Origin of the sequence: Leeuwenhoekiella polynyae, from assembly GCF_004104075.1 — a bacterium.
Taxonomy (GTDB): domain Bacteria; phylum Bacteroidota; class Bacteroidia; order Flavobacteriales; family Flavobacteriaceae; genus Leeuwenhoekiella; species Leeuwenhoekiella polynyae.
Genome location: NZ_QOVK01000017.1, coordinates 77,612 through 100,218, shown reverse-complemented (window position 1 = coordinate 100,218; position 22,607 = coordinate 77,612). Strand labels below are relative to the sequence as shown.

Sequence of the window (22,607 nt, the reverse complement as noted above, 5' to 3'; positions counted from 1 at the left end):
GAAGCAGGCTCAACTGAGACTGATGGTCGGTCTTCCAAACAGGTTTTGCTTTCATTCCATGAAATTAAAACATATTCAGAATAAATCCTATAAAAAAAGGCTGCCTTTTTAGACAGCCTCTTTTATTTACTGTTCTTTTATCACCCCTATTGCTTTAGAGTGCTGGATAGCTTCTGTGCTTTTTTTAAAGTAGCAGGTTGCGACTTGCATGTTATTGATGTTATCAAGTACTTCCTGAATTTTATTTTTTTTAGAACCACTGGTTTGACGCAGGTAAACAGCTTCAATATTCTTTGGAAACATTTTACAAATACGCTCATAGATATAAGCATCTTGTTGTGAATCATCACCAAGAAGCACATAGCGTTGCTTCGGGTAAAAGGAAATAATATCTTTTATTTTGACAAATTTGTGATCGTGGTTTCCGCCACCGGTTCCCAGAAAATCGGTTATTCCGGTCTTAATATCTTTCAGTTTAATAACAGCCTTAGGCAGCTTCTGTAGATTAGTAAACTGAACAATAAAATTGTATAAATTCCATTCACTACTGGAGACGTAAAAAAACGAATTGCTCACTCCTTTCTCTTTATGTCCGCTATTGCTCAAAGCCTGGTAATGCTTCACTACATCTTCAAAAGTCTTTCTGTCGTTTACATTTCGCGCCAGCATAACATAAAGCTTCTTAAGAATATTTCCGCTATGCGAGATTAAAAAAGTATCATCTATATCTGAGATAATACTCACTTTACTTTCAAAAGGCTTTAAAAATTGAGCTTTATCAACAATGCCATAATTTACTTCTTCTGGTTTACATGTCACTTCATAAGTGTGCCAGCCACTCTGCAAAGTATTATCGTAGGGTATTGTAAACCTAAAATAACCATCATTCATCGTTTTGGTAGTAATATCAATATCTTTAAAACGCAGCCGAACCTCAACATTTTTTAGAGGAGAAATTCTAAACATATGCAAAACAGAGAATGCATGCTTAAACCCTTTGCGATCTGTTTTATATTTATCTGGTGCCCAGGATTTAAATACATGTCCAAAAACTATTAGCTCCTCATCGTTGGCATATCCGCGGTATAATTGTAAATCCAGCTTCACTTATTGGTATTTTATTAACGGTCTTCTGTGGTCAAAATAGCTAATTTTAAATCGAAATCTACTTAATGAAAACACAAAAGACCATTTTACTTGTCATTAATCCTATTGCAGGTGGCACAAACAAAAATCCCATTATTAAAGCATTTGAAAAACACGTTTCTCAAAACAACGATGAGAGTATTGTCTACGAGACAACAGGTAAAAATGACAAAGAAGCCATTCAAAATTTAATTGCTGAAAAACGACCAGATCGTATTCTGATATCCGGTGGTGATGGTACTATTCGCGAAGTGGCTGATGCTATTAAAAACGAATCCTTAAAAATAGGTCTTTTACCATCTGGTTCTGCTAATGGGTTGGCTACTAATTTTGATATTCCAGACTCACTAGAGCAACAACTCAAAATCGCGTTAGGTGATCATTATATTGAAATGGACCTTCTTGAAATAGATGGATACACCTGTCTGCACATTGCAGATCTTGGTGTAAATGCAAAGTTGATAGAGAATTATGAAAAATCTGAAATACGTGGTAAGCTGGGATATCTTATACAAGCATTCCCGACACTTATTAATAATGATTTTCCTTTTGAAGTAGAGGTCGAATGCAACGAAGAAACTTGTACTGAAGAAGGTGTGCTGGTCGCAATCGCCAATGCCAATAAATTTGGTACCGGAGCAAAAATAAATCCTACCGGAAAAATGAACGATGGCTTTTTTGAGGTTTTAGTGTTTAAAAATTTCAGTATTAAAGGAATTCTTGAAACCTTTTATGATGATGCGCATTTAGATCCAGATTTTGTAAAAGTCTATAAATGCAAAGAAGTGACCATACGCAGTAAAAAGGCAATCGCTTTTCAGATTGATGGCGAGTTTATAGGTGAGAAACAATTGATTAATGCTAAAATGACCGATTCTAAACTCACTATTGCAATACCCAAAAGCTTTAAGTGCTAATTAACCCTAATGTTAAGCTTATCTTTAATTCTTTGGTCGGGCTGAAACAAACCCTTAATTTAGTACTGTAAACTAATCAAAATTCTATTATGAAAAATTACGCAATACTTTTTTCACTTGCACTTACTCTAGGTTTTACCTCTTGTAAGAATGACAAGAAAGAAAAAGAAATGGACGAAACAACTACAACCGAAACTGCAGATATGCAAGAAGAAGCTCCGGTAGTTAAAAAAATAACGGTAAATCTTGAATCTAAAAGTGGTAGTACTGCAACTGGTAGTGCTGTTTTTACAGAAGAAGATGGTGAAGTTTCTATGACTGCTGTTTTTGAAGGTTTAGAACCGGGAATGCATGCAATACATATTCATGAGAATGCAGACTGTTCTGCAGATGATGGTACATCAGCAGGTGGTCACTGGAATCCTACTAAAGAGAAGCATGGCAAATGGGGTGATCCAGAAGGGTATCACAAAGGAGACATAGGAAACTTTCAAGCAGATGAGAATGGGAATGGTACTATTACTATCACTACAGATGAATGGTGCATTAGCTGTGATGATCCTATGAAAGATATTGTAGGTAAAGGACTTATTGTGCATCAAGGTGCAGATGATTTTACAAGTCAACCTAGCGGTGCAGCAGGACCACGTGTAAGTTGTGGTGGTATTATTGAATAATACATTAGCATCCTCTAACTAATTATTAAAAGCAGCTCATAGGGCTGCTTTTTCACTTTTAATTTAATACATTTAGGCACAACTAACAGATTGCTATGCAACCAGATGAATTAATTTTACGTCTTCAGCAAAAAGACGAGAAAGCCTTTGAACGCTTATATAGCCTTTACTCAGAAAGTATTTTTGGCGTAATTAACAGTGTACTCCACGATGTTGAAGCATCAGAAGAAGTATTACAGGATGTTTTTATTAAAGTATGGGATAACTGTGAATCGTATTCCTCTAAAAAAGGAAGATTCTTTACCTGGCTCCTTAATATTGCTCGTAATGCAGCAATAGATAAGACTAGGTCTAAAGCATTTAAGAACCAAAAGAAAAACCTTACTCAAGAATATTTCGTAGATATCCTTGAAAACAAAAGTAGTTTTTCAAGTAAAGTTGATGCGATAGGTATAAAAAAATATATTAAAGCTTTAGGAGAAGATTGTAAAAAAGTGATTAATCTTTTATTTTTTAAAGGATACACGCAAAAAGAAGCTTCTGAAGAATTAGATATGCCTCTAGGAACTATTAAAACGCGCAACAGACTTTGTATTAATAAACTAAGAGCTATATTGGTAAATTAAATGGATATTCAAGAATACATAGAATCTGGCATACTTGAGCTGTATGTATATGGGGCCTTAACTTCTAAAGAAAGTAAAGAAGTTTCAACGGTACTTAAACAATACCCTGAAGTAGAAAAAGAAGTAGAACAAATAGAAGCTGCACTACAAAATCTGGCAACAGCGGCTGCGCCATATAATCCTGAGGAAATACTTGCTGCAATACGAGCAAAACTTCAGAGTAACAATGGTGTAGTAAAATTAAATCCTGCATCTCAAAAAAGAACACGCTTGCTGTCATTCATCAGCATAGCTGCTTCGGTAATTTTCTTAGTTGGAATATTTGTTTTGTTAAATAGAACAAATACACTTCGTAAAGAATTACAAGTTGTAGAGATCGAAAACACCAAGTTAGAAAGTAAACTTCAATATTCTGAAGATGCATTAACTGAAACAAAAGAGATACTGGCGGTCATTCGTGATCCACAGGTTACTAAAGTACCTCTTGCTGGTCAGCAGGTTGCTCCTGAAGCATACGTAAACGTCTTTTGGGATAAGGAATCTAATAAGGCTTATATAGATGCTATGGGATTACCAGAACCTCCGGAAGGTTTTGTATATCAAGTGTGGTCTTTAAAGCTAGATCCGCTTACTCCTACGAGTATGGGACTTTTGGATGATTTTGTAAATAATACGAATAAGGTCTTTGCTCTAGAGAATCCTAATGATTCACAAGCATTTGGTATTACGCTAGAACCTGCAGGGGGTAGTGAAACTCCTACAATGGAACAATTATATACCTTAGGTGTTGTAGCGAATAATGCTTAAGACAAAATAGTTTATAAATGAAAAAGCCTCTGTATTCACAGAGGCTTTTTTTTATATCAATTTTCTTAAAATAATTCAGAAATAGACATAAAAAAAGAATCACCTGCCTTCTCCAAAACAAGGTGATTCTCAACTAACAAAAAATCCAAAAAAACTAATCAACTAACCAAAATTGATAATTTTCCTTTCCATATTCTCCAAAATAATTGAGATTTGGATTTTTCAATTGAATAAGTTAAATGCCCTGTTTAACTTATTCATTACATTTACGTAGTAAAACTGACTATGGTTTTTAGAATTTTAAAAAAAGTGTATTTTTTTTAAAAAACAATTTCAAATTACTGAAATTCAATTGTTTAAATTTTAAATTTTAATCTAAATTTTATGAATCCTTCATCTTTTGGATGGATTACAAAGCATCAACCTGTAATAAAAAAAGCTTTTAAGGAACTTAACTCAGACTTGAACGCCTTATATGAATTATTACTTCAATCTGGTTTTATATATGGTGTTTCAGTAACAACAGTAAGCTACGGAACAGCAGAGCCTTTATTGTGGAATGAAACGGAACGCACTAAACTTAATTTTTTTGACAGCCTTTATTGTGTTTATTATCAGAAATATAAAAACGATACTCACTTTTTTAAGGCAATTACCGAATATTATGAGCAACTAGATCCTAAAGAACACTTTTATTTTACCCGATTTTCAAAACTAAAACCAAATGCTGCTACTTTAGAAAAGATCATTCAAGAGCGCATTCAGACTAATGAACATTTGCTTCAAAAAAACTTCAGTAACCTTATAACAAATGCGTTGCTATTTATTGATGTATTATCGTTTCAACACTACCTTGAAAATGAAGAAAACATCAGCCATTATGCTTCATATTTAGAAGCTACACTGATGAACGTTATCTGGCTTGCTTTGATACAAAAAGAAGAGAAAGAGCAGTATGATAAGTTATTGCTTAAACTTTTTGAAAAATCCCTCAGATACAATCGCAACTTAAAACAAGAAGCGCAAAATCTTGACGAACTTCCTTTAGAAGTATATACCGGGCTTCTCGAGAAACGATATTTATTAGATCTGGCTGCGTTGGCTATATGGGATGATGTAAAATTGGATAAAACCGAATATCTTTTTCTTAAGAAATTTGGTGCTCAACTTCTTTTACCTAATGAGGTTATTGAGCAGTCAACAACCTATGTGTATACTTTTATACAAGCAAACCGAAAAAGAATATCATACCTCAACTACAGTAACCCGGTAAAACATTTTTATTCGCAAACGATTCGAACGGTAAAAACCCTTATTTTTCGGAATAAAAATCGCTTGCTTCAGGAGCTTTCAGAAAGTAAAGATCTGGTCTTATTATTAGGACAATCTACTGTAAGGGATTTAAGCAAAGCTGAAAAGAAAAGGGTTAAATCACAGCTTTTAGACATTTGTAAAAGCATACCTTCCCTTGCTATTTTTATGCTTCCGGGAGGTGGTATATTACTTCCGTTACTGGTTAAATTTATTCCTGAATTATTGCCCAGCGCGTTTAATGAAAACCGAATAGAAGCTCAAAATCATGATGATCCTGAGATTTAGTATGTTAACACTATATCAAAAAGGACAGGGTTTTAAAGATATTGTAGAAATTCGCCTATGCTTCAGTTCATAACTAAATTCCGATTATTTTTTGCTAATCTCACCGGTAAAATTGGCTTCTACCCTTCTCTATTTGCTTTTGGAGGTCTTTGCATAGGTTTTGCCATGCTATATGCAGAAAGCCGAGGGATTTCTAGCTTTTTAATCAAAAACGCACCACAGCTGGTTATTAATGATGCAGATACTGCACGTACGCTACTCAGTACGTTTATAGGCGGTATTATCTCACTGATGGTATTCAGTTTTTCTATGGTGATGATTTTGCTCAATCAAGCATCTAATAATTATTCACCCAGAATTCTTCCAGGGTTGATTTCTAATAAACGACATCAGTATGTTTTAGGATACTATATTGCAACGCTTATTTACTGTATTCTCATTTTACTGAGTATAAAACCTACAGATAACAAATACCAGCTTCCGGGATTTGCTGTATTGATTGGTATCATTTTAAGCATGCTGGTATTAGCTCTCTTTATTTATTTTATTCATTCTATTTCAGAAGCGATTCAGATTAATAAAATAATCGAAACCATATACCAAAAAGCAAAAACGCGTTTGACCCAACTCATCAATCAAACCGATGACGAGTACAGCAAAACAGACTTTCCAGAGAGTAAAGACTGGAATGTTATTAAAATAAATAATACGGGTTATTTGCAAACTATTGCTGTAGATGCTCTTCTCGAACTCTGCAATGAACTGGACTGTAAGATTGAAATTCTGGCTCCTAAAGGTACTTTTATTTTAAAAAATGTACCCATAGCCCGCTGTGACAAAGAACTTGATGAAGAGCAAAGAAATCACTTACTCACATGTTTTGGATTTTCGCGAAGCGAAATTGTGAAACATAATTATATCTTGGGTTTTAAACAACTTACTGAGATTGCAATTAAGGCTATGAGCCCCGGTATCAATGACCCTGGTACGGCAATAACATGTATAGATTATCTCTCTGAACTTTTTGCTTTAAGACTCCGTAAAGAAGATTTTAGCTATATAAAGAATAAAGATGATGAGGCAGTTATAAGTCTTAGAACAATAGATTTTAAAGAGTTGATCTATTTTGTTTTTGTTCCGTTACGCGGTTATTGTAAACACGATGTCGTGATGTTACACAAAATGCTCACTGCATTATATTTCTTATTACAGACTAAGTCTGTAATCAATAATGCCGAAGAAATTATAATCGACGAGATCAATCTTATTTTAATAGACGCGAAAGCCGACATAGCAAATAAGAAAGATCTTGAGGGTGTTTTTACGATACGAGACAAAGCAGCAGCTTATAACAATACAGATCGCAAGTTGGCGAGTTTAGAGTAAATTATTATTGAATACAACCTCGGGGCAAGCCTCTAGGTATTAAACCCTTTGGTGGAGCCAATAAAACTTATATTAAGAAAGCCAGAATTTAAAGTCTTTTACGCGTTCACGGCTTACAATAATCTCAAGATCATCACAAGCCTGTAGTTTAACTTGTAAACGCGAATTGGTATAGCTTATAATATCATGAATGGCATTTACATTTACAAAATACTTGCGGCTTACTCTAAAAAAAACATCAGGTTGTAATTCTCCTTCCAGGATTTCTAAAGTTGTATCTAGCAAATAATCCCGCTTATCAGTTGTACGTGCATAGGTCCCCTTATTTTCACTATAAAAGCAAACCACATCATCTACGTTTATCATCTTAAGATGCTGTCCTATTTTTACGGTAAAGCGTTTTTTATAGTCACGCTCCACAGGGTTGACTCCTAGAAGTTTGCGTATATCTTCAAAATTGAGTTTAACATCACTTGCTGAAGGTCGTTGTTTTTTAAACTTAGTCACAGCAGCTTCAAGCTCTTCATCATCTATAGGCTTGAGCAAATAATCAATGCTGTTCAGTTTAAAAGCCTGTAAGGCATACTCATCATAGGCTGTTGTAAAAATAATTGCACTGGTAACTTCTACAGCATCAAAGATCTCAAAAGACAAACCATCGCTTAATTGAATATCAAGAAATATAAGCTCTGGATGTGTATTGGTTGAAAACCATTCTACCGCTTCTTCTACCGAATGCAATTGAGCCAAAACATTTAGATCTAGAGCTTCCAGCATTCTGGTGAGTCTGCGTGCTGCAGGTTTTTCATCTTCAATAACCAGTACGTTCATTTTTTATAATTTATTCATAGTTATTCTGAATATATATAAAACCTACTCCCAGCGACTGGTTTTAGTTTCTGCATGTATTTCCTGATCCAGATATTCTTTTATTTTTCGCTTTTCCCAGTTCTTGTAATACGATTCAAAGATGCTTCCATGTTTGAGGTAAATATAATAACCTAAAAGACTTAATCCATAGCCACCCACCATACAAAGAGGTGACCAAAATGGAATATGCTGACTAAAACTACCCCCATCAAAAACACCCAGACAAAAAGCAACATACAGCGCAGATAGAATAATATAAACCGGTATGTGATTGTAAAAGTCTTTAAGTTGCTTTACGCGTTTTAAAGCTTCCTCGTAATTTGAATTTTTCATACTATAAAATTTAGATTACTCCCAGCGCCCCATATTAGATTGAGATTTTTGATCACGCTCCATAAATTCTTTAATTTTGCGCTCTTCCCATTCTCTACTTACAAAAGGATTCCAGTTAAAAGCTTTTGCCGCCTGAAACACCAAACCTATCCCCCAGCCAAATGCAGCCCATAAAAACCAAGGATAGCGTAAACCATCTGTATAATAATTTAAGAGTGCCAGAGCACCAATTATTACAAAATAACTGATCAAGCTTGTGTAAAATTTCTTGATGTGACCTACGCGTTCTTTTGCGTCCAGATACCGATTTTCTCTATCAAAATTTTCCATCTTTAAAGTTTTTAGTGATTAATACTGAAACAAATTTGGTAAGAAATACTTTTTGAAGAAATTCTAACTGACTCACCTGTCATTTTTTTTGACTGAATTGTTACCACTTCTTTTCTTGCTCATTCATAATTTCACGAATCTTACGTTCTTCCCAGTCTCTGCCTAGAAACGGATTCCACTTGAAAACTTCTGCACCGTGAAAAAACACACCCAGTCCCCAACCTAATGCCGGGAAAATCGCCCACGGAAATGTGGTTGTAAGCAAATTGAGAATGATAAGACCAGTAATCACAATAAGGTAAACTGTGATATGTATATAAAAGCCTTTAAGTTGCTCTACGTGTTCTTTAGCAAGTGCATATTTCTTGTCTGTAAGGTACTCTTCTGTGTTCATAATTGCTGATTCTAATTGACGGGTTAACTTTGGTATTTTGATTATAAATTCTGATTCTGTTTGTTGAATTTGGAGCCGTCTGGAAGTAAGCAATGCATAACGCTGTTTGATATTGATGAGCCCTACTCCGCTACCTTTGGTCATAATCTTTTTGGGCTGTAGATTATTGCGTACCACCAGATTTCCTTCTTCTTCTTCTATGCTAATGTGTAATCTGTGATTATCACTTACTACGTTGTGTTTTACTGCATTTTCAAGTAAAAGCTGTAACGATAAGGGTACAACACGAGCTTCGGGATGAGTTACTTCCGCAGGCATATTAAAAATAATGCTGTCTTCATAACGCATTTTTAAAAGCGTCATATAGGTTTTTGCAAATGCCAATTCTTCTTCTAACGTAACCAGTTCTTTATTCTTTTGCTCTAAAACATAGCGGTAAACCTTAGACAAAGAAGTAGTGAATTTTTGAGCCTGAGCGGGGTTTTCTTCAATAAGACTGGTAAGTACATTCAAACTATTGAATAAAAAATGAGGATCTAATTGATTTTTTAAAGCATCAAACTGTGCCGAAGCTGTACCGGCAATGATCTTCTGCTCTTTAACCTGACTTTCTTTTTTGTATTTGTAATAGAAAAAGAAATAGAAGATCGCATTACAAACGAGCGCAATAAACAGCGGCATCCAGTAATCTATAAACTTCTCGTCACTTATAAATTCTAAAAAAGAAAACTCCTTTAATACACAAATTATAAAGACTCTGATAAAAAATACACTTATGCCAGTAACAATTAAACTCGCCGGTATCGCTCTAGCTAAGTGTTTTGGAGAATAAAGCCTGATTTTATTACTAAAGTAGAAATATCTAAAAACAGCCATATTTGCCATATATAGCACTACTGAATACAGCATACTGATCCCAAAATCTTCTGCAAGCTTTTTGTTGAAATAAAGTGGGTTACCTCCTCCCAAATGAATCAATAAAAACACTGCATAGATCGCTATACCTACGATACAAGCCTTTCCTAATTCCTTAAAAAAAATATTCATAATTTAATTTTATAGTAGACAAGCTGCGGCATTTTCTACTTTTTTAAAAGTATTACAATCTGAATAATTAGTAAACATCTTGCACTTTTCAAACGGAACAAGATCAACATTTGGCTTATCAAACGCTGTTTGCTCTTGATTAGGGAGCATTACCGCGAGCGATACGACCAATTTAAAAACCCAGATTAATATACGTGTCATACTGTTGATTTTTGATTAGATGCTTCAAAGATTAGAATAGATAGTTTTTTTATAGAAAGAGATTTACTCAGTTGTAAAATTTTGATACCCAACTGTAAATTGATTATCTAGAGGTGAGAACGTTAACAATCATACAAAAACTTTTGACACGCCAGAGATTTAATATTTTTGCTTTTACAACCTACACCCCTATTAATGCAAAAGCAAAAATTACAATCTTGTTTATCACTAGTTTTAACGTTATTATTCTTATACTCCTGTGCCAGTAAACGCACCCAATACCGAGATCAAAAGCATATTTTAAATCAAATAAATAGTGACACTTCAAACTATAGAAGTGTTTTTCTCTTGGGTAATCTGGGTTCTGGTAAAAACGGACCTAATAATGCGCTGATTCAAGCTTTTGATAGCTTGCAGAATAAAATTGCAAAAAAGGATGATTACCTGATGATCTTGGGTGATAATGTGTATGCTAATAAATTAACCAAAGACAATAACGAACAACAGCTAAAGCACATCGTACAGCTCGTTAAAGATTTTAAAGGAAAAACGCTGATTATTCCGGGGGAAAACGACTGGAATGATGAAGGCCTAAAAGGTCTTGAAAACATTGAAGATTATATCGAAGAAAAGATGGGGAAAGACAATCATTTTCAACCTGAAAATGGCTGCCCTATTGAAACCATAACAGTTGACAAAGAAACTGAAATCATCATCATAGACTCTCAATGGTATATTGAAGACTGGAGCAAACACGAAGGTTTTAATGATAAATGTGCCATAAAAACACGTAAACAATTCTTAACCTTGCTTAAAGATGAAGCGCGTAAAGCACGACACAAAAACGTGTTACTCGTGATGCATCACCCTCTTTTTTCTAACGGAATTTATGGTGGTGAGATGAGTACGCGTGCATTTTACAGGCCATCTTTAGAAAATGCGTATGTGCCCATAGCCGGTTTTTTATGGGGCTTTGCAAGAACACAAGGTGGAATTTCTAAGCAAGATCAGTTTAACCCGTTGATGAATGAGCTGATGAGTGAGATCAAAACTATGGCTATTGGCTTGCCACGCTTATTTGTACTCTCTGCTCACGAGCGCTCAATGCAATATATTGAAAACGGAAATATTCGCCAGATCATATCGGGTACCGGTAGTAAAACTGAATATGCACGTCTAGGAAAAGACGGACTTTTTGCTTCAGTTAAACCGGGGTTTTCAGAGTTAAGACTGTTTGAAGATGGTTCGTCTACCGTTCACTTTTACAGTTTAGACAAAAACAACAGACTTTCGGTAAGCTTCTCTAAAGAAAGCTATTCTAGGCCTGAGCCTTATCCGTTAGATTCTTTACCTAAAAACATTCCCCAGTCAAAAAAATCGAGTATCTACCCCAAAGAACTTGTTGAAGTCACTCCGGGATATGAAAAAAAATGGGGAAAGCATTACCGTTATTTATACGGTTTAGATATAGATGCACCAACAGTGCTTTTAGATACGCTATATGGCGGTCTAACAGTAGAACGTGCCGGTGGTGGCAATCAAACGCAGTCTTTGCGACTGGTTGATGGTGATGACCGCGAGTATAATATGCGTGCCTTGGCAAAAGATCCCCTAGCATTTTTAAAATCATCAGGATACGATGACTTAGACGCCCAGGAATATTTTGAAGGTACGCTACCTGTAAGAATTATTGAGGATTTTTATACAGCTTCTCATCCCTATGGTGCTTTTGCCATACCAAGATTAGCCGGAGCGGCAGATCTCAACCACACCCATCCTAAAGTGTTTTATGTGCCTAAACAAAAAACACTGGGTGATTTCAACAAAACGCACGGAGATCGCCTCTATATGATTGTAGAGAAGCCCGATGAAGACTTCAATGGTTCGCATATGTTTGGTTTTAATGAAGATGTAGAAAGTACTGCAGATCTTTTTGAAAAGATTCGCGAGGATGAAAAAAATCAAATTGCCGAGGATGAATATATCAGAGCGCGAGTCTTTGATATGCTTGTTGGTGACTGGGATCGTCACGAAGATCAATGGCGCTGGGCAGAGCGTAAAGATGCAGATGATGTATATACCTATATTGCCATTCCTAGAGATCGTGATCAGGTATTTTCTAAGTTTGACGGGAAGATCATAAAAACGATGCAGAAATTTATGGTAAGCACCCGTGAACTTGGCAACTATGGACCTGACATTGAGTTTATAGAAAAGTTTAGCGAGAGTGCGATTAATCTTGATCGCGCTGTGCTTCAGAAAACAACTAAACAAGACTGGTTTGATGCCGTTGATTATCTTCAGAAAAACATTACTCCAGAAGTTGTAAATAAAGCATTTAGTGAGATGCCTGTAGAAATTCAAAATGAAGATTGGAAACTATTACAACAGGATCTGCTCGCGCGAAAAGCAAATTTAAAAGATATAGTTGAACGTTATTATAAATATTATATCAGGTTTCAAACCTTAAAAGGAACCGATAAAGACGATCACTTCTACATAACCAGAAATGACGACGGTACGACTCTAATTAAGGCTTTTCGTATAAAAGATGGTGAGGATGGCGCTTTGCTTTTTGACCGCGTATTTACCCCAGAAGAAACAAAAGAAATCTGGATTTACGGTCTAGATGATGATGATGTTTTTACAACATCAGGTACGGCCAAATCAAAAATTAAACTAGTTATTGCCGGTGGTCAGGATGATGATACTTATGACCTAAAAAATGGAAATAATCTATCAGTTTACGATCAACCCAATGGTAATAAAATTGAAGAAAATAATGGGGCTCGTTTACACTTTAGCAGCGTTTATGAAAATCATATTTATGACTCAGAACGCCTTCCTGATGAAGCTAAAAAAATAGGTTTAGAATTGCCTTATAATCCTGATTGGGGAGTAGCACCTCATCTACGTTTTGCTCGTCAAAAATTAGGCTTTGAACGCAACCCGTTTACTTCTCAATTTGTTTTGGATGCTCAATATTTTTCATTGACACAAGCTGCGATATTTAAATCAGAAATGCATTTTGCAAATATTTTCCCAGAGTGGAATTTTAAAATTTCGGGTCTTGCGACCACAAATAACTACACCGAAAACTTTTTTGGTTATGGGAATGAGACAACGAATACAGCATCAAATTTTGACGTGAACCGCATCAATATGCAGAAATTTGAAGCAGGAACCGGTGTGTATTATAACGGAGAATACGGCAGTTCATTTCAAACAGATCTTGTTTATCAAAATTATCAACTTGATTCTTCACTTCAAATAAAAAACTACAACCAACTGAATAACAATCAATATTTAACTCTAAAAGCAATTTATTCCTACAGAAGTATTGATGACTCAAAATTTCCTACAAGAGGAATGCTTTTTGAAGCTTCAGGCTTTTACAGTGATGATTTGAATAACTCCCAAACCGTTTTTGCTGCAGATCCAAAAATCACATTTTGGAACGCAATAGACAGTTCTCGAGATCTGGTTTTAAAAACACAAATTGACGGTCAGTTGCGAGTTGGTAACACAATTCCATTTTATCAGGCAGCTCAATTAGGTGGTAATTCTGGTTTGAGAAGTTATCGTTTAGGAAGGTTTACCGGTGATCAGGCGCTTCGTGCTTCCGCAGATATTTTATATCAATTCAACCCTTTAAAAACTGCTATTTTCCCGATACGTTCTAACATTTTTGCCGGCTATGATGTGGGTAGAATTTGGCTTAATGAAGAATCCTCAAAAGTGTGGCATAATAGTTATGGTGGCGGACTCAATTTTAGTATGGGTGGATTCTTTAGCAGCAGCCTGGGTTATTTCACCGGAGATGAAGGTGGCCGTTTTCAGTTTGCTGTAAAATTTGGTGTTTAATCATTTATCTATGTAACTTCTGTTACCGCTACACTGCTTAAGGTGTCTTATCTTTGTTGAGTAAATTACCTTGGGGAAAGCCCACAAGGAATTAATATGGAAATAGATTTTTACTTCGAGAAAAGCGTTAAAGCATTTAAATCTCGATTATTTATTAAATCATTTTGAGGTAAGTCTTAATTTTTCAATTTTAAGGGCGATTAAATCTAGAATTATGAATATAGAACAGATATATACCGGTTGTTTAGCTCAGGGAGCTTATTATATAGAAAGCGAAGGCGAAGTTGCAGTTATTGACCCATTACGTGAAGTAAAACCTTACATGGATCGCGCCGCTGCTGACAATGCAAACATCAAATATATTTTTGAGACGCATTTTCACGCAGATTTTGTGAGTGGTCACGTGACATTAGCTAAAGAAACTGGTGCTTCTATTGTTTACGGCCCTAAAGCAAACCCTTCTTTTGAAGCGATTATCGCTAAAGATAATCAGGAGTTTAAGTTGGGGAAAATTATCATAAAAGTGTTGCACACTCCAGGACATACGATGGAGAGCACAACCTATTTACTTATTGATGAAAATGGAAAGGATCACGCGATTTTTAGTGGGGACACCTTATTCCTTGGAGATGTAGGTAGGCCAGATTTGGCCCAAAAAGCTAAAGAACTTACACAAGAAGATCTTGCCGGTTATTTATACGGCAGCTTACGCGAAAAGATCATGCCTTTAGCTGATGATGTGATCGTTTATCCTGCACACGGAGCGGGATCTGCCTGCGGAAAAAATATGAGCAAAGAAACGGTTGATACGCTGGGGAATCAGAAAAAAACAAATTATGCGTTACGCGCTGATATGACTAAAGACGAATTTATCAAAGAGGTAACAGATGGTTTGTTACCGCCTCCCTCCTATTTTCCATTGAATGTAAAAATGAACAAAGAAGGCTACGATGATATTGATGAAGTTATAGAACGCGGTACACAGGCTTTATCACCAGATGCTTTTGAAACTGCTGCAAATGAAACCGGTGCCGTTATTCTTGATGTGCGTAAAGCAGGAAATTTTGCAAAGGGACATATTCCGAGATCTATTTTTATTGGTATAGACGGTGGTTTTGCACCTTGGGTAGGAGCACTTATCGCCGATACAGAGCAACCCATTTTATTGGTTGCTGATGAAGGACGCGAAGAAGAAACCATTACCCGTCTATCTCGTGTAGGTTTTGATGGTACTATAGGGTATTTACAAGGTGGCTTTAAAGCCTGGGAAGCTGCAGGAAAACAAACCGACTCGGTTAAATCTGTCCCTGCAAGTGAGATGGAAAAAGCAGTGATTGCTGATAAAGATACTCCTGTTTTTGATGTGCGTAAGCCCGGAGAATTTGAATCTGAACATCTTGAAGTAGCTAAAAGCACTCCGCTGGATTATATCAACAAACATCTAAGTGACTTCCCCGACAAAGAAGATTTTTATGTGCATTGCGCCGGCGGCTACCGCAGTATGATCGCATCAAGTATTTTAAAAAGTCGTGGAATTCATAATCTTATTGATGTACAAGGTGGTTATAAAGCTATCAAGGAAACTGAGCTTCCCAGAACAAGCTTTGTTTGCCCATCAACTCTTAAAAGCTAGAATATGAAATTAGCTTTCTCTTTAATTTTAATCTCATTATTTAGCTTTCAAATAAAAGCTCAGGACTCTAAACATCAGATCTTAGATAAAGTGAGTTTTGCTGATAGTTTAAAATCGAAACAAGTGGTTCTAATCGATGTGAGGAGACCGGAAGAATTTGAAGTCGGAAAAATTGAAGATGCGCAAAATATCAATGTTTTAGCGCCGGAAAGTTTCAATACAGAAATCGAAAAATTAGATAAATCAAAACCGGTCTATATTTATTGCAGATCAGGCAATCGCAGCGGCAAAGCTGCGCAAATTATGCAAGATTCAGGTTTTACCAAGATTTATGATCTAGAAGGCGGCTATCTCAACTGGACGGCTGAGAAGCAACCCGAAGACTAATTTTTTATTAAACCAAATTCACTAAAAAGCTCAAAAGAATTTTCTTTTGAGCTTTTTAGCGTTTATAAGACGCTCTCGATTCTTCAATAGCATCAAAATTAGTATTCGCCCATTGCACCAGATTTTGAATATGCGGCAAAAGTGATGCACCACGTTTGCTCAATTTGTATTCCACCCTCGGTGGAATTTCAGGGTATTGAGTTCTGATTATTAAACCATCTGCTTCGAGTGTTTTAAGCGTCACAGCGAGCATTTTCTGTGAGATGCCATTAATTGCTTTGTGTAATTCATTAAAACGCATTACAGCAGCTTCATCAAGCAATAGTAAAACAAGCGTTGACCACTTATCTCCAAAACGGTCAAGCACATTGCGCACCGGACAATTTGCCACATCTGCATATTTTTCTAAATTATTTTCCATTTTAATTGACTGATTTTCAACTAAACTAACCTCAACGTAAGTGAGCTACATTTTAGTAAGCTCTTCCAAACGTCAACTCTAGTAATTACCTTTACTTACCAAAAGTAAGCTAATAACTAAAAATATAAAATAATGAGTACTTATTTAATTACCGGTGCAACCGGCGGACTAGGAAGCAGCGCACTAAAACATTTATCAAAAAGTGTTGATACATCAGAAATAGCAGTATTAATTCGTGATGCCGAAAGCGAAAAAGCCAAATCATATAAGGAAAAAGGCTATGAATTGAGAGTGGCTGATTATGATAATAAAGAAGCACTTGTAGCCGCTTTTAAAAACATTGATGCGCTTTATTTTGTTTCGGGAAGTGATATACCGTCACGTGAACCGCAACATAAAAATGTTGTTGAAGCAGCAAAAGAAGCTGCGGTAAAACATGTGGTTTATACCAGTGCCGGCAGAAAAGATGATTCAAAAGATTCTCCTGTTGCTATGGTTATGGATGCGCACATCAAAACCGAAAATTGGTTGAAAGAATCTGGTCTTGATTACACCATCCTAAGACATAATTTATATGCTGAAGTCTTACCGATGTTTCTTGGAGATAAAGAAGCATTATTAGGATCTAGAACAATATTTCTTCCTACCGAAACAGGAAAAACAGGATTCGCATTGCGAGATGATCTGGCCGAAGCCGGTATGATTGTGCTAAAGAATTATAAAAATCACACCAATAGAGTTTACACGTTAGACGGACCAAAAGCTATTGATTTTAAAGAGATCGCTTCGATCCTAAGTACGATTACTAGTGAAGAAATTGAATTTATTTCTCCAGATGCTGAAACCTTTAAATCTACGATGGTTTCATACGGTGTTCCTGAAGAAGCAATAGGAATGATGCTCGTTTTCTCACTAGGAATTGCTGCCGGAGAATTCAATTCAGAATCTAATGATCTTGAAGTATTATTGGGTAGAAAACCAAAACCTGTATCTGATTTATTGGATCAAGTTTACGGGTAAGCATCAAAAAAACATACAAAAAAGCTATCAAAATCTTGATAGCTTTTTTGTGTTTTATCGTGATCTAGTTACGCTCCTTAACTTCCGGTCCGCCTTCTTTACCTACAATGATCAGGCTGGTTGTGTCTAAGAAAAGTCCGGTTTCTACGATTCCTGGAACTTTTAATAATTGAATCTCTAGACCTTGAAGATCATCAACTCCCGAAATATCAACATCTAAAATAGTGTTGTTCTCATCTGTACGATACGGGTCATCTCCTTGCATACGCTGTACGGGTTGTAATCCTTCGGCTTCTAAATAAGCTAAGATTTGTTTGGTTGCAAACGGAATGACTTCAACTGGAAGTTTAAAAGCTCCCAACTTCTGTACGTCTTTACTATTGTCTGCGATAATGATGTTGAATTTAGTATTCCAGGCAAGAATCTTTTCGCGAAGCAAAGCTCCTCCTCCACCTTTGATCAGTTGAAATTTTCCGTCAAATTCATCGGCACCGTCAATGGTAACGTCAATTTTATCAATCGCATCGAGGGCGACGATTTTTATACCCAATTCTTTTGCCAACTTTTCGGTAGCGTCAGAAGATGGAACGCAAGTCAGATTCATTCCTTCAGCGACTAGTTTACCTACGGCTTCTATCATATACTTAGCCGTAGAACCCGTACCAAGGCCCACAACCATATTGTTTTTTATGTATTTTACAGCTTCTAGCGCTGCTTGTTTTTTTTCCTGATCAGCAGTCATTATTTTAAACTTATGGTGGTTTAGCGTTTAAAAATAAGTTTATTTTTTCAGCAAACGGGCATAATCTTCAGGAGTATCTATATCCTGTATTTTATCTTGAGCATCCAGAGCGATTATCTTTTCATCAGTCGCATTCAATAAATTTTTAGCTCCCTGATCTCCTTTTAGATTCAAGAGTTCTTTAAAATAAGTCTTCGGAAAAACTGCCGGAACTCCATTTCTAGTTCCATAATCTGAAGCAACACATTTGGTTTTATATTCTACTGAAGTTTCAATAAGCAGATTCAAATAAGCGGTATCTATTTTAGGTTGATCCGCAAGCATAACTAATATAGCATCAAAACCCATCAACCTAACCTTTTCAACCCCACAAGCAATACTGCTGCTCAAACCATCTTGCCAACTTTTATTATGAATGAAGACCAGATCACTATTAATAGTTTTCTCTATTGTTTCAGCATTTGCTCCCAGCACACAAAAAATCTGTTCAGCTATTGAATTTTTAGCTTGTACTATTGCGTGTTCTAATAGAGTTTTAGTTCCATAAGGCAATAATTGCTTCGCTTCTCCCATTCTGGTAGAATTTCCTGCGGCAAGTATAAGTATTGCTGTTTTTTTCATTGATTTTTTTAACCGCTTAAAACTAAATAAATACCTGCATATATTGCGATGCATACAAAGTCCTTTTTTGAACGGGTATAAATAAGAAACTGTCAAATAGAATATCTTAAGATTTCATTAACTTAACACAAACAAAAAGAATAGTGCTATGCCGGTATATAATTTAATGGTGAACGGTAAATCCCTAAGTGTCGAAGCCGAATCAGACACTCCGTTATTATGGGTTTTAAGAGATGAATTAAACTTAGTAGGAACAAAATTTGGCTGTGGAATAGGTCAATGTGGAGCCTGCACAGTTCATATTGATGGCACTGCAACACGCAGTTGTCTACTTCAAATTAGCTCACTGGAAGAAGCAAAAATCACAACAATAGAAGGACTTTCTGAAGATGGTACGCATCCTGTTCAGGTCGCATGGAAAGAGCATGATGTACCGCAATGCGGATATTGCCAGGCTGGTCAAATTATGACTGCTGCATCTTTTTTAAACAGCAATGCTGCTCCTTCACAATCTGAAATACGCAATGCGATGAGTGGTAATCTCTGTCGTTGCGCATCTTATAACCGTATAGAAAAAGCTGTAGCAGACGCTGCAGAAAAAATAGCTTAAAAACCTGCGTTATGAAAAAACAGACCAGAACTACTTTTAGCAGACGCGGGTTTATACGTACTTCTGCCCTTGCGGGTGGCGGTATGTTAATAGGCTTTAATTTTTTAACGGCTTGTAAAGACGAGGTGAAACCTCCTGTAGATATCGCAAACCTCAACTTTAATGACTTCAACGCCTATATAAAAATTGCAGATAATGGGTACGTAACTATTTTTTCACCAAATCCAGAAATTGGTCAGGGTGTTAAAACTTCGATGCCTATGATCGTAGCTGAAGAATTAGATGTACCGTGGAAACACGTGCACGTTGAACAAGCCGGCCTAGATACTGATAAATATCGCGGGCAGGTAGCTGGTGGTAGTCAATCTATACGTCAAAACTGGGACGTTTTACGTCAGACCGGTGCTACAGCAAAACAAATGCTTGTAAATGCTGCAGCGGCTAAATGGCAAATTGATGCTTCTGAAGTATCTGCAAAAGATGGAATAATCACAAGCAAATCTGGTGAAACCTTAGGCTACGGTGATGTTGTTAAAGAAGCTGCGGCTCTTGAAATTCCTGAAAATGTATCATTAAAAGAACCTAAAGGTTTTAAAATAATAGGTAACGACGCCTTAAATATTGATCTGCATAAAATAGTAACCGGGAAACCCCTTTTTGGACTTGATTATAAAAAGGATGGCATGCTTATCGCTTCAGTGATGCGCCCGCCGGCTTTTGGTCAGACCTTAAAAGATTTTGATGATACCGAGTCTCGAAAAATAACCGGTGTAACTGATGTGTTTCAATTTGGTGATAAAATCGCTGTTTTAGCTAAAAACACCTGGTCTGCGATGAAAGGTAAAAAAGCTTTAAAGGCAAACTGGGAAGACAATGCATTAGAAAGCACTGAGAAACATGACGAACTTTTACTAGGCTTGTTAAACAGTTCTGAAGGTGAGGTTCGCAGAGAAGATGGTGATGTTGATAAAGCGTTTGCGGAAGCAGATCAGGTAATTGATCGTATTTATGAATCTCCATTTTTACCGCACAACTGTATGGAACCGATGAACTTTTATGCAGACGTAACATCTGAAAAAGTACAGTTAGCCGGACCAATTCAAACACCTGAAGGAACTGCTAACCGTGTTGCTAACTTACTGGATCGTGCCCCTGAGGAAATTGAAGTAGAACTAACTCGTATGGGTGGAGGTTTTGGTCGCAGACTGTATGGAGATTTTGCTCTTGAAGCAGCCGAAATTTCAAGCAAAGCCGGCAAACCGGTTAAACTCGTCTATTCGCGTGAAGATGATATGAATGCCGGGATTTTTAGACCTGCAATAAAATATCGTATTTCCGCAGCTTTAAAAGATGGCAAAGTAACCGGATATAAACTGAAAGAAGCTGCTATAAACAGCAATATGTATGGGCTGATTCCTAATTTCTTTCCGGCAGGAGCTATTCCTAATTTAAAAATAGAAAGTGCTAATTATAAAAGCAATATTACAACCGGTGCGTGGAGAGCTCCTTACACAAACTTTCTTGCTTTTGCAGAACAAAGCTTTTTTGACGAAGTAGCAGAAGCTTTAAATCAAGACGCCGTACAGCTCCGTCTGGATCTATTGAACAATGTAGATGAGGGTGCAGATGATCGCATTCAATATTCTGCTTCTCGAATGAAAGAAGTTATCAAATTAGCAGCAGAAAAAGGCGACTGGAATAACACTTCAGATGGCATTTACAAAGGTTTTTCTGCTTATTACAGCCACAATACACACGTTGCAGAAGTTGCAGAAATCAGTATCCAAAACGGAATGCCAAAAGTAGAGCGTGTTACTGCTGCTGTAGATTGTGGAATTGTCATAAACCCAACCGGTGCCAATAATCAAGTTGTGGGTGGTGTTCTTGACGGAATTGGTCATGCAATGTATGGTGATTTTACCTTTGAAGCAGGAAAGCCTTCTGCAAGTAATTTTGACACCTATCGATTAATAAGAATGAATGAAACTCCAAAAGTTGCAGTTCATTTTATAGATAGTGAAATTGCTCCTACAGGACTTGGAGAACCCGGACTTCCTCCAGCGGGCGGTGCGGTTGCTAACGCAATTAAAGCTGCTACCGGCAAACGTCTTTTGAAACAACCATTCACAAAATACCTCGCAGAAACAGAAAGCGAAGTAAAAGGATAAATCATAAGATTCTCCCATAAAAGAAGCCTCTTTGTACTTGATACGAAGAGGCTTCTTTCGTTAATCAAATTTATATTTAAGCGATATTCACACCAAAAAAGTGTCCGATTATAGCGGTTGCAACCATAGCTAATGTTCCCCAGATAGTAATTCTAAGTATTGCGGTAATCATATTAGAGCCGCCTGTTTTAGCAGCCAGCGCACCCAAAACTATCAAGAATAAAATTGCACAAGCGTATTGAATATATTCCATATACTCCACCGGGGCTAAAAAAGCTACAAGAACCGGTAATCCTCCACCCACGGTAAATGCTGCTCCACTAGATAATGCTGCCTGTAAAGGCTTTGCCTGCGTTATTTCGTGCATACCTAATTCATCACGAGCGTGCGCTTCTAACGCATTATGTGCAGTTAATTGTTTGGCTACTTCAAGAGCTGTTTCTTCAGTGAGACCACGATCTATGTAAACATCTTTAAGTTCCTGTAATTCTTCCTCAGGCATTGTGGCCAGCTCGTTTGCTTCGCGTTCCAGGTCGGCTTTTTCTATATCACTTTGTGAGCTTACAGAAACATACTCACCGGCAGCCATAGACAATGCACCGGCTACGATGCCAGCTACTCCCGCTAATACAATAGGTTCGCGTGTTGTGCTTGCGGCAGCAACGCCTATTACCAGACTCGCTGTTGAAAGTATTCCGTCATTGGCCCCTAAAACAGCTGCTCTCAACCAGCCACTACGTTGCGCATAATGTTGTTCGTTTTGCATACAACTAATTTAGAACAACATCAGGCTCGAGACAATGATAAA

Annotated in this window: 22 protein-coding genes; 12 read left to right on the top strand and 10 right to left on the bottom strand. The window is 36.7% G+C overall.

Annotated elements, in window-relative coordinates:
* Positions 1-126 precede the first annotated feature (126 nt).
* Positions 127-1,107, bottom strand: a complete 981-nt coding sequence (locus DSM02_RS15445) for an App1 family protein (RefSeq protein WP_128766457.1) — start codon at positions 1,105-1,107, stop codon at positions 127-129.
* A gap of 65 nt (positions 1,108-1,172) precedes the next feature.
* On the opposite strand from DSM02_RS15445, the gene DSM02_RS15440 reads away from it, so the two are divergent.
* The 6 genes from DSM02_RS15440 (at position 1,173) to DSM02_RS15415 (ending at position 7,158) form a co-directional block, all read left to right on the top strand.
* Positions 1,173-2,063 (top strand): diacylglycerol/lipid kinase family protein, encoded by an 891-nt coding sequence (locus DSM02_RS15440; RefSeq protein ID WP_128766456.1) that lies wholly within the window; start codon positions 1,173-1,175, stop codon positions 2,061-2,063.
* Positions 2,064-2,152: 89 nt separating this feature from the next.
* Positions 2,153-2,740 carry a superoxide dismutase family protein gene (locus tag DSM02_RS15435; RefSeq protein WP_128766455.1) on the top strand — a complete coding sequence of 196 codons (588 nt, stop codon included), beginning with the start codon at positions 2,153-2,155 and terminating at the stop codon, positions 2,738-2,740.
* A gap of 95 nt (positions 2,741-2,835) precedes the next feature.
* The gene (locus DSM02_RS15430; protein ID WP_128761167.1) at positions 2,836-3,366 is read left to right on the top strand and encodes an RNA polymerase sigma factor; all 531 of its coding nucleotides are present in this window, start codon (positions 2,836-2,838) and stop codon (positions 3,364-3,366) included.
* On the top strand, positions 3,367-4,173 hold the full coding sequence (locus DSM02_RS15425; protein ID WP_128766454.1) for an anti-sigma factor: 807 nt from the start codon (positions 3,367-3,369) through the stop codon (positions 4,171-4,173).
* Positions 4,174-4,557: 384 nt separating this feature from the next.
* Complete coding sequence (locus DSM02_RS15420) at positions 4,558-5,772, top strand: LETM1-related biofilm-associated protein (RefSeq protein WP_128766453.1); 1,215 nt, start codon at positions 4,558-4,560, stop codon at positions 5,770-5,772.
* A 57-nt stretch (positions 5,773-5,829) separates the two neighbouring features.
* Positions 5,830-7,158, top strand: coding sequence for a DUF2254 domain-containing protein (locus DSM02_RS15415; protein WP_128766452.1), 1,329 nt, complete (start codon positions 5,830-5,832; stop codon positions 7,156-7,158).
* Positions 7,159-7,230: 72 nt separating this feature from the next.
* On the opposite strand, the gene DSM02_RS15410 is transcribed toward DSM02_RS15415, so the two are convergent.
* The 5 genes from DSM02_RS15410 to DSM02_RS15390 all read right to left on the bottom strand — a co-directional run bounded on the left by DSM02_RS15410 (position 7,231) and on the right by DSM02_RS15390 (position 10,333).
* Complete coding sequence (locus DSM02_RS15410) at positions 7,231-7,989, bottom strand: LytR/AlgR family response regulator transcription factor (RefSeq protein WP_128766451.1); 759 nt, start codon at positions 7,987-7,989, stop codon at positions 7,231-7,233.
* A gap of 42 nt (positions 7,990-8,031) precedes the next feature.
* Entirely contained in the window at positions 8,032-8,361 is a 330-nt protein-coding gene (locus DSM02_RS15405) for a 2TM domain-containing protein (protein ID WP_128766450.1), read from the bottom strand.
* 15 nt (positions 8,362-8,376) lie between these two features.
* Positions 8,377-8,691, bottom strand: coding sequence for a 2TM domain-containing protein (locus tag DSM02_RS15400; protein ID WP_128766449.1), 315 nt, complete (start codon positions 8,689-8,691; stop codon positions 8,377-8,379).
* Positions 8,692-8,791: 100 nt separating this feature from the next.
* Positions 8,792-10,132: a 2TM domain-containing protein gene (locus tag DSM02_RS15395; protein ID WP_128766448.1), complete on the bottom strand. Its 1,341-nt coding sequence runs from the start codon at positions 10,130-10,132 to the stop codon at positions 8,792-8,794.
* 9 nt (positions 10,133-10,141) lie between these two features.
* A complete protein-coding gene (locus tag DSM02_RS15390; RefSeq protein ID WP_128766447.1) occupies positions 10,142-10,333 on the bottom strand; it encodes a hypothetical protein in 192 nt (63 codons plus the stop codon).
* A gap of 195 nt (positions 10,334-10,528) precedes the next feature.
* Between DSM02_RS15390 and DSM02_RS15385 the strand changes: the two genes are divergently transcribed.
* The 3 genes from DSM02_RS15385 to DSM02_RS15375 all read left to right on the top strand — a co-directional run bounded on the left by DSM02_RS15385 (position 10,529) and on the right by DSM02_RS15375 (position 16,217).
* Positions 10,529-14,197 (top strand): hypothetical protein, encoded by a 3,669-nt coding sequence (locus DSM02_RS15385; RefSeq protein WP_128766446.1) that lies wholly within the window; start codon positions 10,529-10,531, stop codon positions 14,195-14,197.
* A gap of 214 nt (positions 14,198-14,411) precedes the next feature.
* A complete protein-coding gene (locus DSM02_RS15380) occupies positions 14,412-15,830 on the top strand; it encodes an MBL fold metallo-hydrolase (RefSeq protein WP_128766445.1) in 1,419 nt (472 codons plus the stop codon).
* A gap of 3 nt (positions 15,831-15,833) precedes the next feature.
* Positions 15,834-16,217, top strand: a complete 384-nt coding sequence (locus DSM02_RS15375) for a rhodanese-like domain-containing protein (RefSeq protein ID WP_128766444.1) — start codon at positions 15,834-15,836, stop codon at positions 16,215-16,217.
* A 55-nt stretch (positions 16,218-16,272) separates the two neighbouring features.
* Here DSM02_RS15375 and DSM02_RS15370 read toward each other — a convergent pair whose 3' ends face one another.
* Complete coding sequence (locus tag DSM02_RS15370; protein WP_128766443.1) at positions 16,273-16,638, bottom strand: winged helix-turn-helix transcriptional regulator; 366 nt, start codon at positions 16,636-16,638, stop codon at positions 16,273-16,275.
* A gap of 132 nt (positions 16,639-16,770) precedes the next feature.
* On the opposite strand from DSM02_RS15370, the gene DSM02_RS15365 reads away from it, so the two are divergent.
* On the top strand, positions 16,771-17,658 hold the full coding sequence (locus DSM02_RS15365) for an SDR family oxidoreductase (protein WP_128766442.1): 888 nt from the start codon (positions 16,771-16,773) through the stop codon (positions 17,656-17,658).
* 64 nt (positions 17,659-17,722) lie between these two features.
* Here DSM02_RS15365 and rpiA read toward each other — a convergent pair whose 3' ends face one another.
* Together rpiA and DSM02_RS15355 are read right to left on the bottom strand one after the other, a co-directional pair.
* Positions 17,723-18,400: a ribose-5-phosphate isomerase RpiA gene (rpiA, locus tag DSM02_RS15360; protein ID WP_128766441.1), complete on the bottom strand. Its 678-nt coding sequence runs from the start codon at positions 18,398-18,400 to the stop codon at positions 17,723-17,725.
* Between the two features lie 39 nt (positions 18,401-18,439).
* Positions 18,440-19,021, bottom strand: a complete 582-nt coding sequence (locus DSM02_RS15355) for a nucleotidyltransferase family protein (protein WP_164918325.1) — start codon at positions 19,019-19,021, stop codon at positions 18,440-18,442.
* A gap of 148 nt (positions 19,022-19,169) precedes the next feature.
* Between DSM02_RS15355 and DSM02_RS15350 the strand changes: the two genes are divergently transcribed.
* Positions 19,170-19,631 (top strand): (2Fe-2S)-binding protein, encoded by a 462-nt coding sequence (locus tag DSM02_RS15350; RefSeq protein WP_128766439.1) that lies wholly within the window; start codon positions 19,170-19,172, stop codon positions 19,629-19,631.
* An 11-nt stretch (positions 19,632-19,642) separates the two neighbouring features.
* Entirely contained in the window at positions 19,643-21,799 is a 2,157-nt protein-coding gene (locus DSM02_RS15345) for a xanthine dehydrogenase family protein molybdopterin-binding subunit (protein WP_128766438.1), read from the top strand.
* 76 nt (positions 21,800-21,875) lie between these two features.
* Here the strand turns inward: DSM02_RS15345 and DSM02_RS15340 are convergent, their stop codons facing one another.
* Positions 21,876-22,565: a VIT1/CCC1 transporter family protein gene (locus DSM02_RS15340; protein ID WP_128761185.1), complete on the bottom strand. Its 690-nt coding sequence runs from the start codon at positions 22,563-22,565 to the stop codon at positions 21,876-21,878.
* Positions 22,566-22,607: the final 42 nt, after the last annotated feature.

Coding starts and splice junctions, on each gene's coding strand:
- DSM02_RS15375 (WP_128766444.1), top strand. CDS start 15,834: ATGAAATTAGCTTTCTCTTTAATTTTAATCTCATTATTTAGCTTTCAA.
- DSM02_RS15420 (WP_128766453.1), top strand. CDS start 4,558: ATGAATCCTTCATCTTTTGGATGGATTACAAAGCATCAACCTGTAATA.
- rpiA (WP_128766441.1), bottom strand. CDS start 18,400: ATGACTGCTGATCAGGAAAAAAAACAAGCAGCGCTAGAAGCTGTAAAA.
- DSM02_RS15395 (WP_128766448.1), bottom strand. CDS start 10,132: ATGAATATTTTTTTTAAGGAATTAGGAAAGGCTTGTATCGTAGGTATA.
- DSM02_RS15345 (WP_128766438.1), top strand. CDS start 19,643: ATGAAAAAACAGACCAGAACTACTTTTAGCAGACGCGGGTTTATACGT.
- DSM02_RS15370 (WP_128766443.1), bottom strand. CDS start 16,638: ATGGAAAATAATTTAGAAAAATATGCAGATGTGGCAAATTGTCCGGTG.
- DSM02_RS15390 (WP_128766447.1), bottom strand. CDS start 10,333: ATGACACGTATATTAATCTGGGTTTTTAAATTGGTCGTATCGCTCGCG.
- DSM02_RS15350 (WP_128766439.1), top strand. CDS start 19,170: ATGCCGGTATATAATTTAATGGTGAACGGTAAATCCCTAAGTGTCGAA.
- DSM02_RS15435 (WP_128766455.1), top strand. CDS start 2,153: ATGAAAAATTACGCAATACTTTTTTCACTTGCACTTACTCTAGGTTTT.
- DSM02_RS15365 (WP_128766442.1), top strand. CDS start 16,771: ATGAGTACTTATTTAATTACCGGTGCAACCGGCGGACTAGGAAGCAGC.
- DSM02_RS15400 (WP_128766449.1), bottom strand. CDS start 8,691: ATGGAAAATTTTGATAGAGAAAATCGGTATCTGGACGCAAAAGAACGC.
- DSM02_RS15380 (WP_128766445.1), top strand. CDS start 14,412: ATGAATATAGAACAGATATATACCGGTTGTTTAGCTCAGGGAGCTTAT.
- DSM02_RS15415 (WP_128766452.1), top strand. CDS start 5,830: ATGCTTCAGTTCATAACTAAATTCCGATTATTTTTTGCTAATCTCACC.
- DSM02_RS15385 (WP_128766446.1), top strand. CDS start 10,529: ATGCAAAAGCAAAAATTACAATCTTGTTTATCACTAGTTTTAACGTTA.
- DSM02_RS15410 (WP_128766451.1), bottom strand. CDS start 7,989: ATGAACGTACTGGTTATTGAAGATGAAAAACCTGCAGCACGCAGACTC.
- DSM02_RS15340 (WP_128761185.1), bottom strand. CDS start 22,565: ATGCAAAACGAACAACATTATGCGCAACGTAGTGGCTGGTTGAGAGCA.
- DSM02_RS15425 (WP_128766454.1), top strand. CDS start 3,367: ATGGATATTCAAGAATACATAGAATCTGGCATACTTGAGCTGTATGTA.
- DSM02_RS15355 (WP_164918325.1), bottom strand. CDS start 19,021: ATGAAAAAAACAGCAATACTTATACTTGCCGCAGGAAATTCTACCAGA.
- DSM02_RS15430 (WP_128761167.1), top strand. CDS start 2,836: ATGCAACCAGATGAATTAATTTTACGTCTTCAGCAAAAAGACGAGAAA.
- DSM02_RS15405 (WP_128766450.1), bottom strand. CDS start 8,361: ATGAAAAATTCAAATTACGAGGAAGCTTTAAAACGCGTAAAGCAACTT.
- DSM02_RS15440 (WP_128766456.1), top strand. CDS start 1,173: ATGAAAACACAAAAGACCATTTTACTTGTCATTAATCCTATTGCAGGT.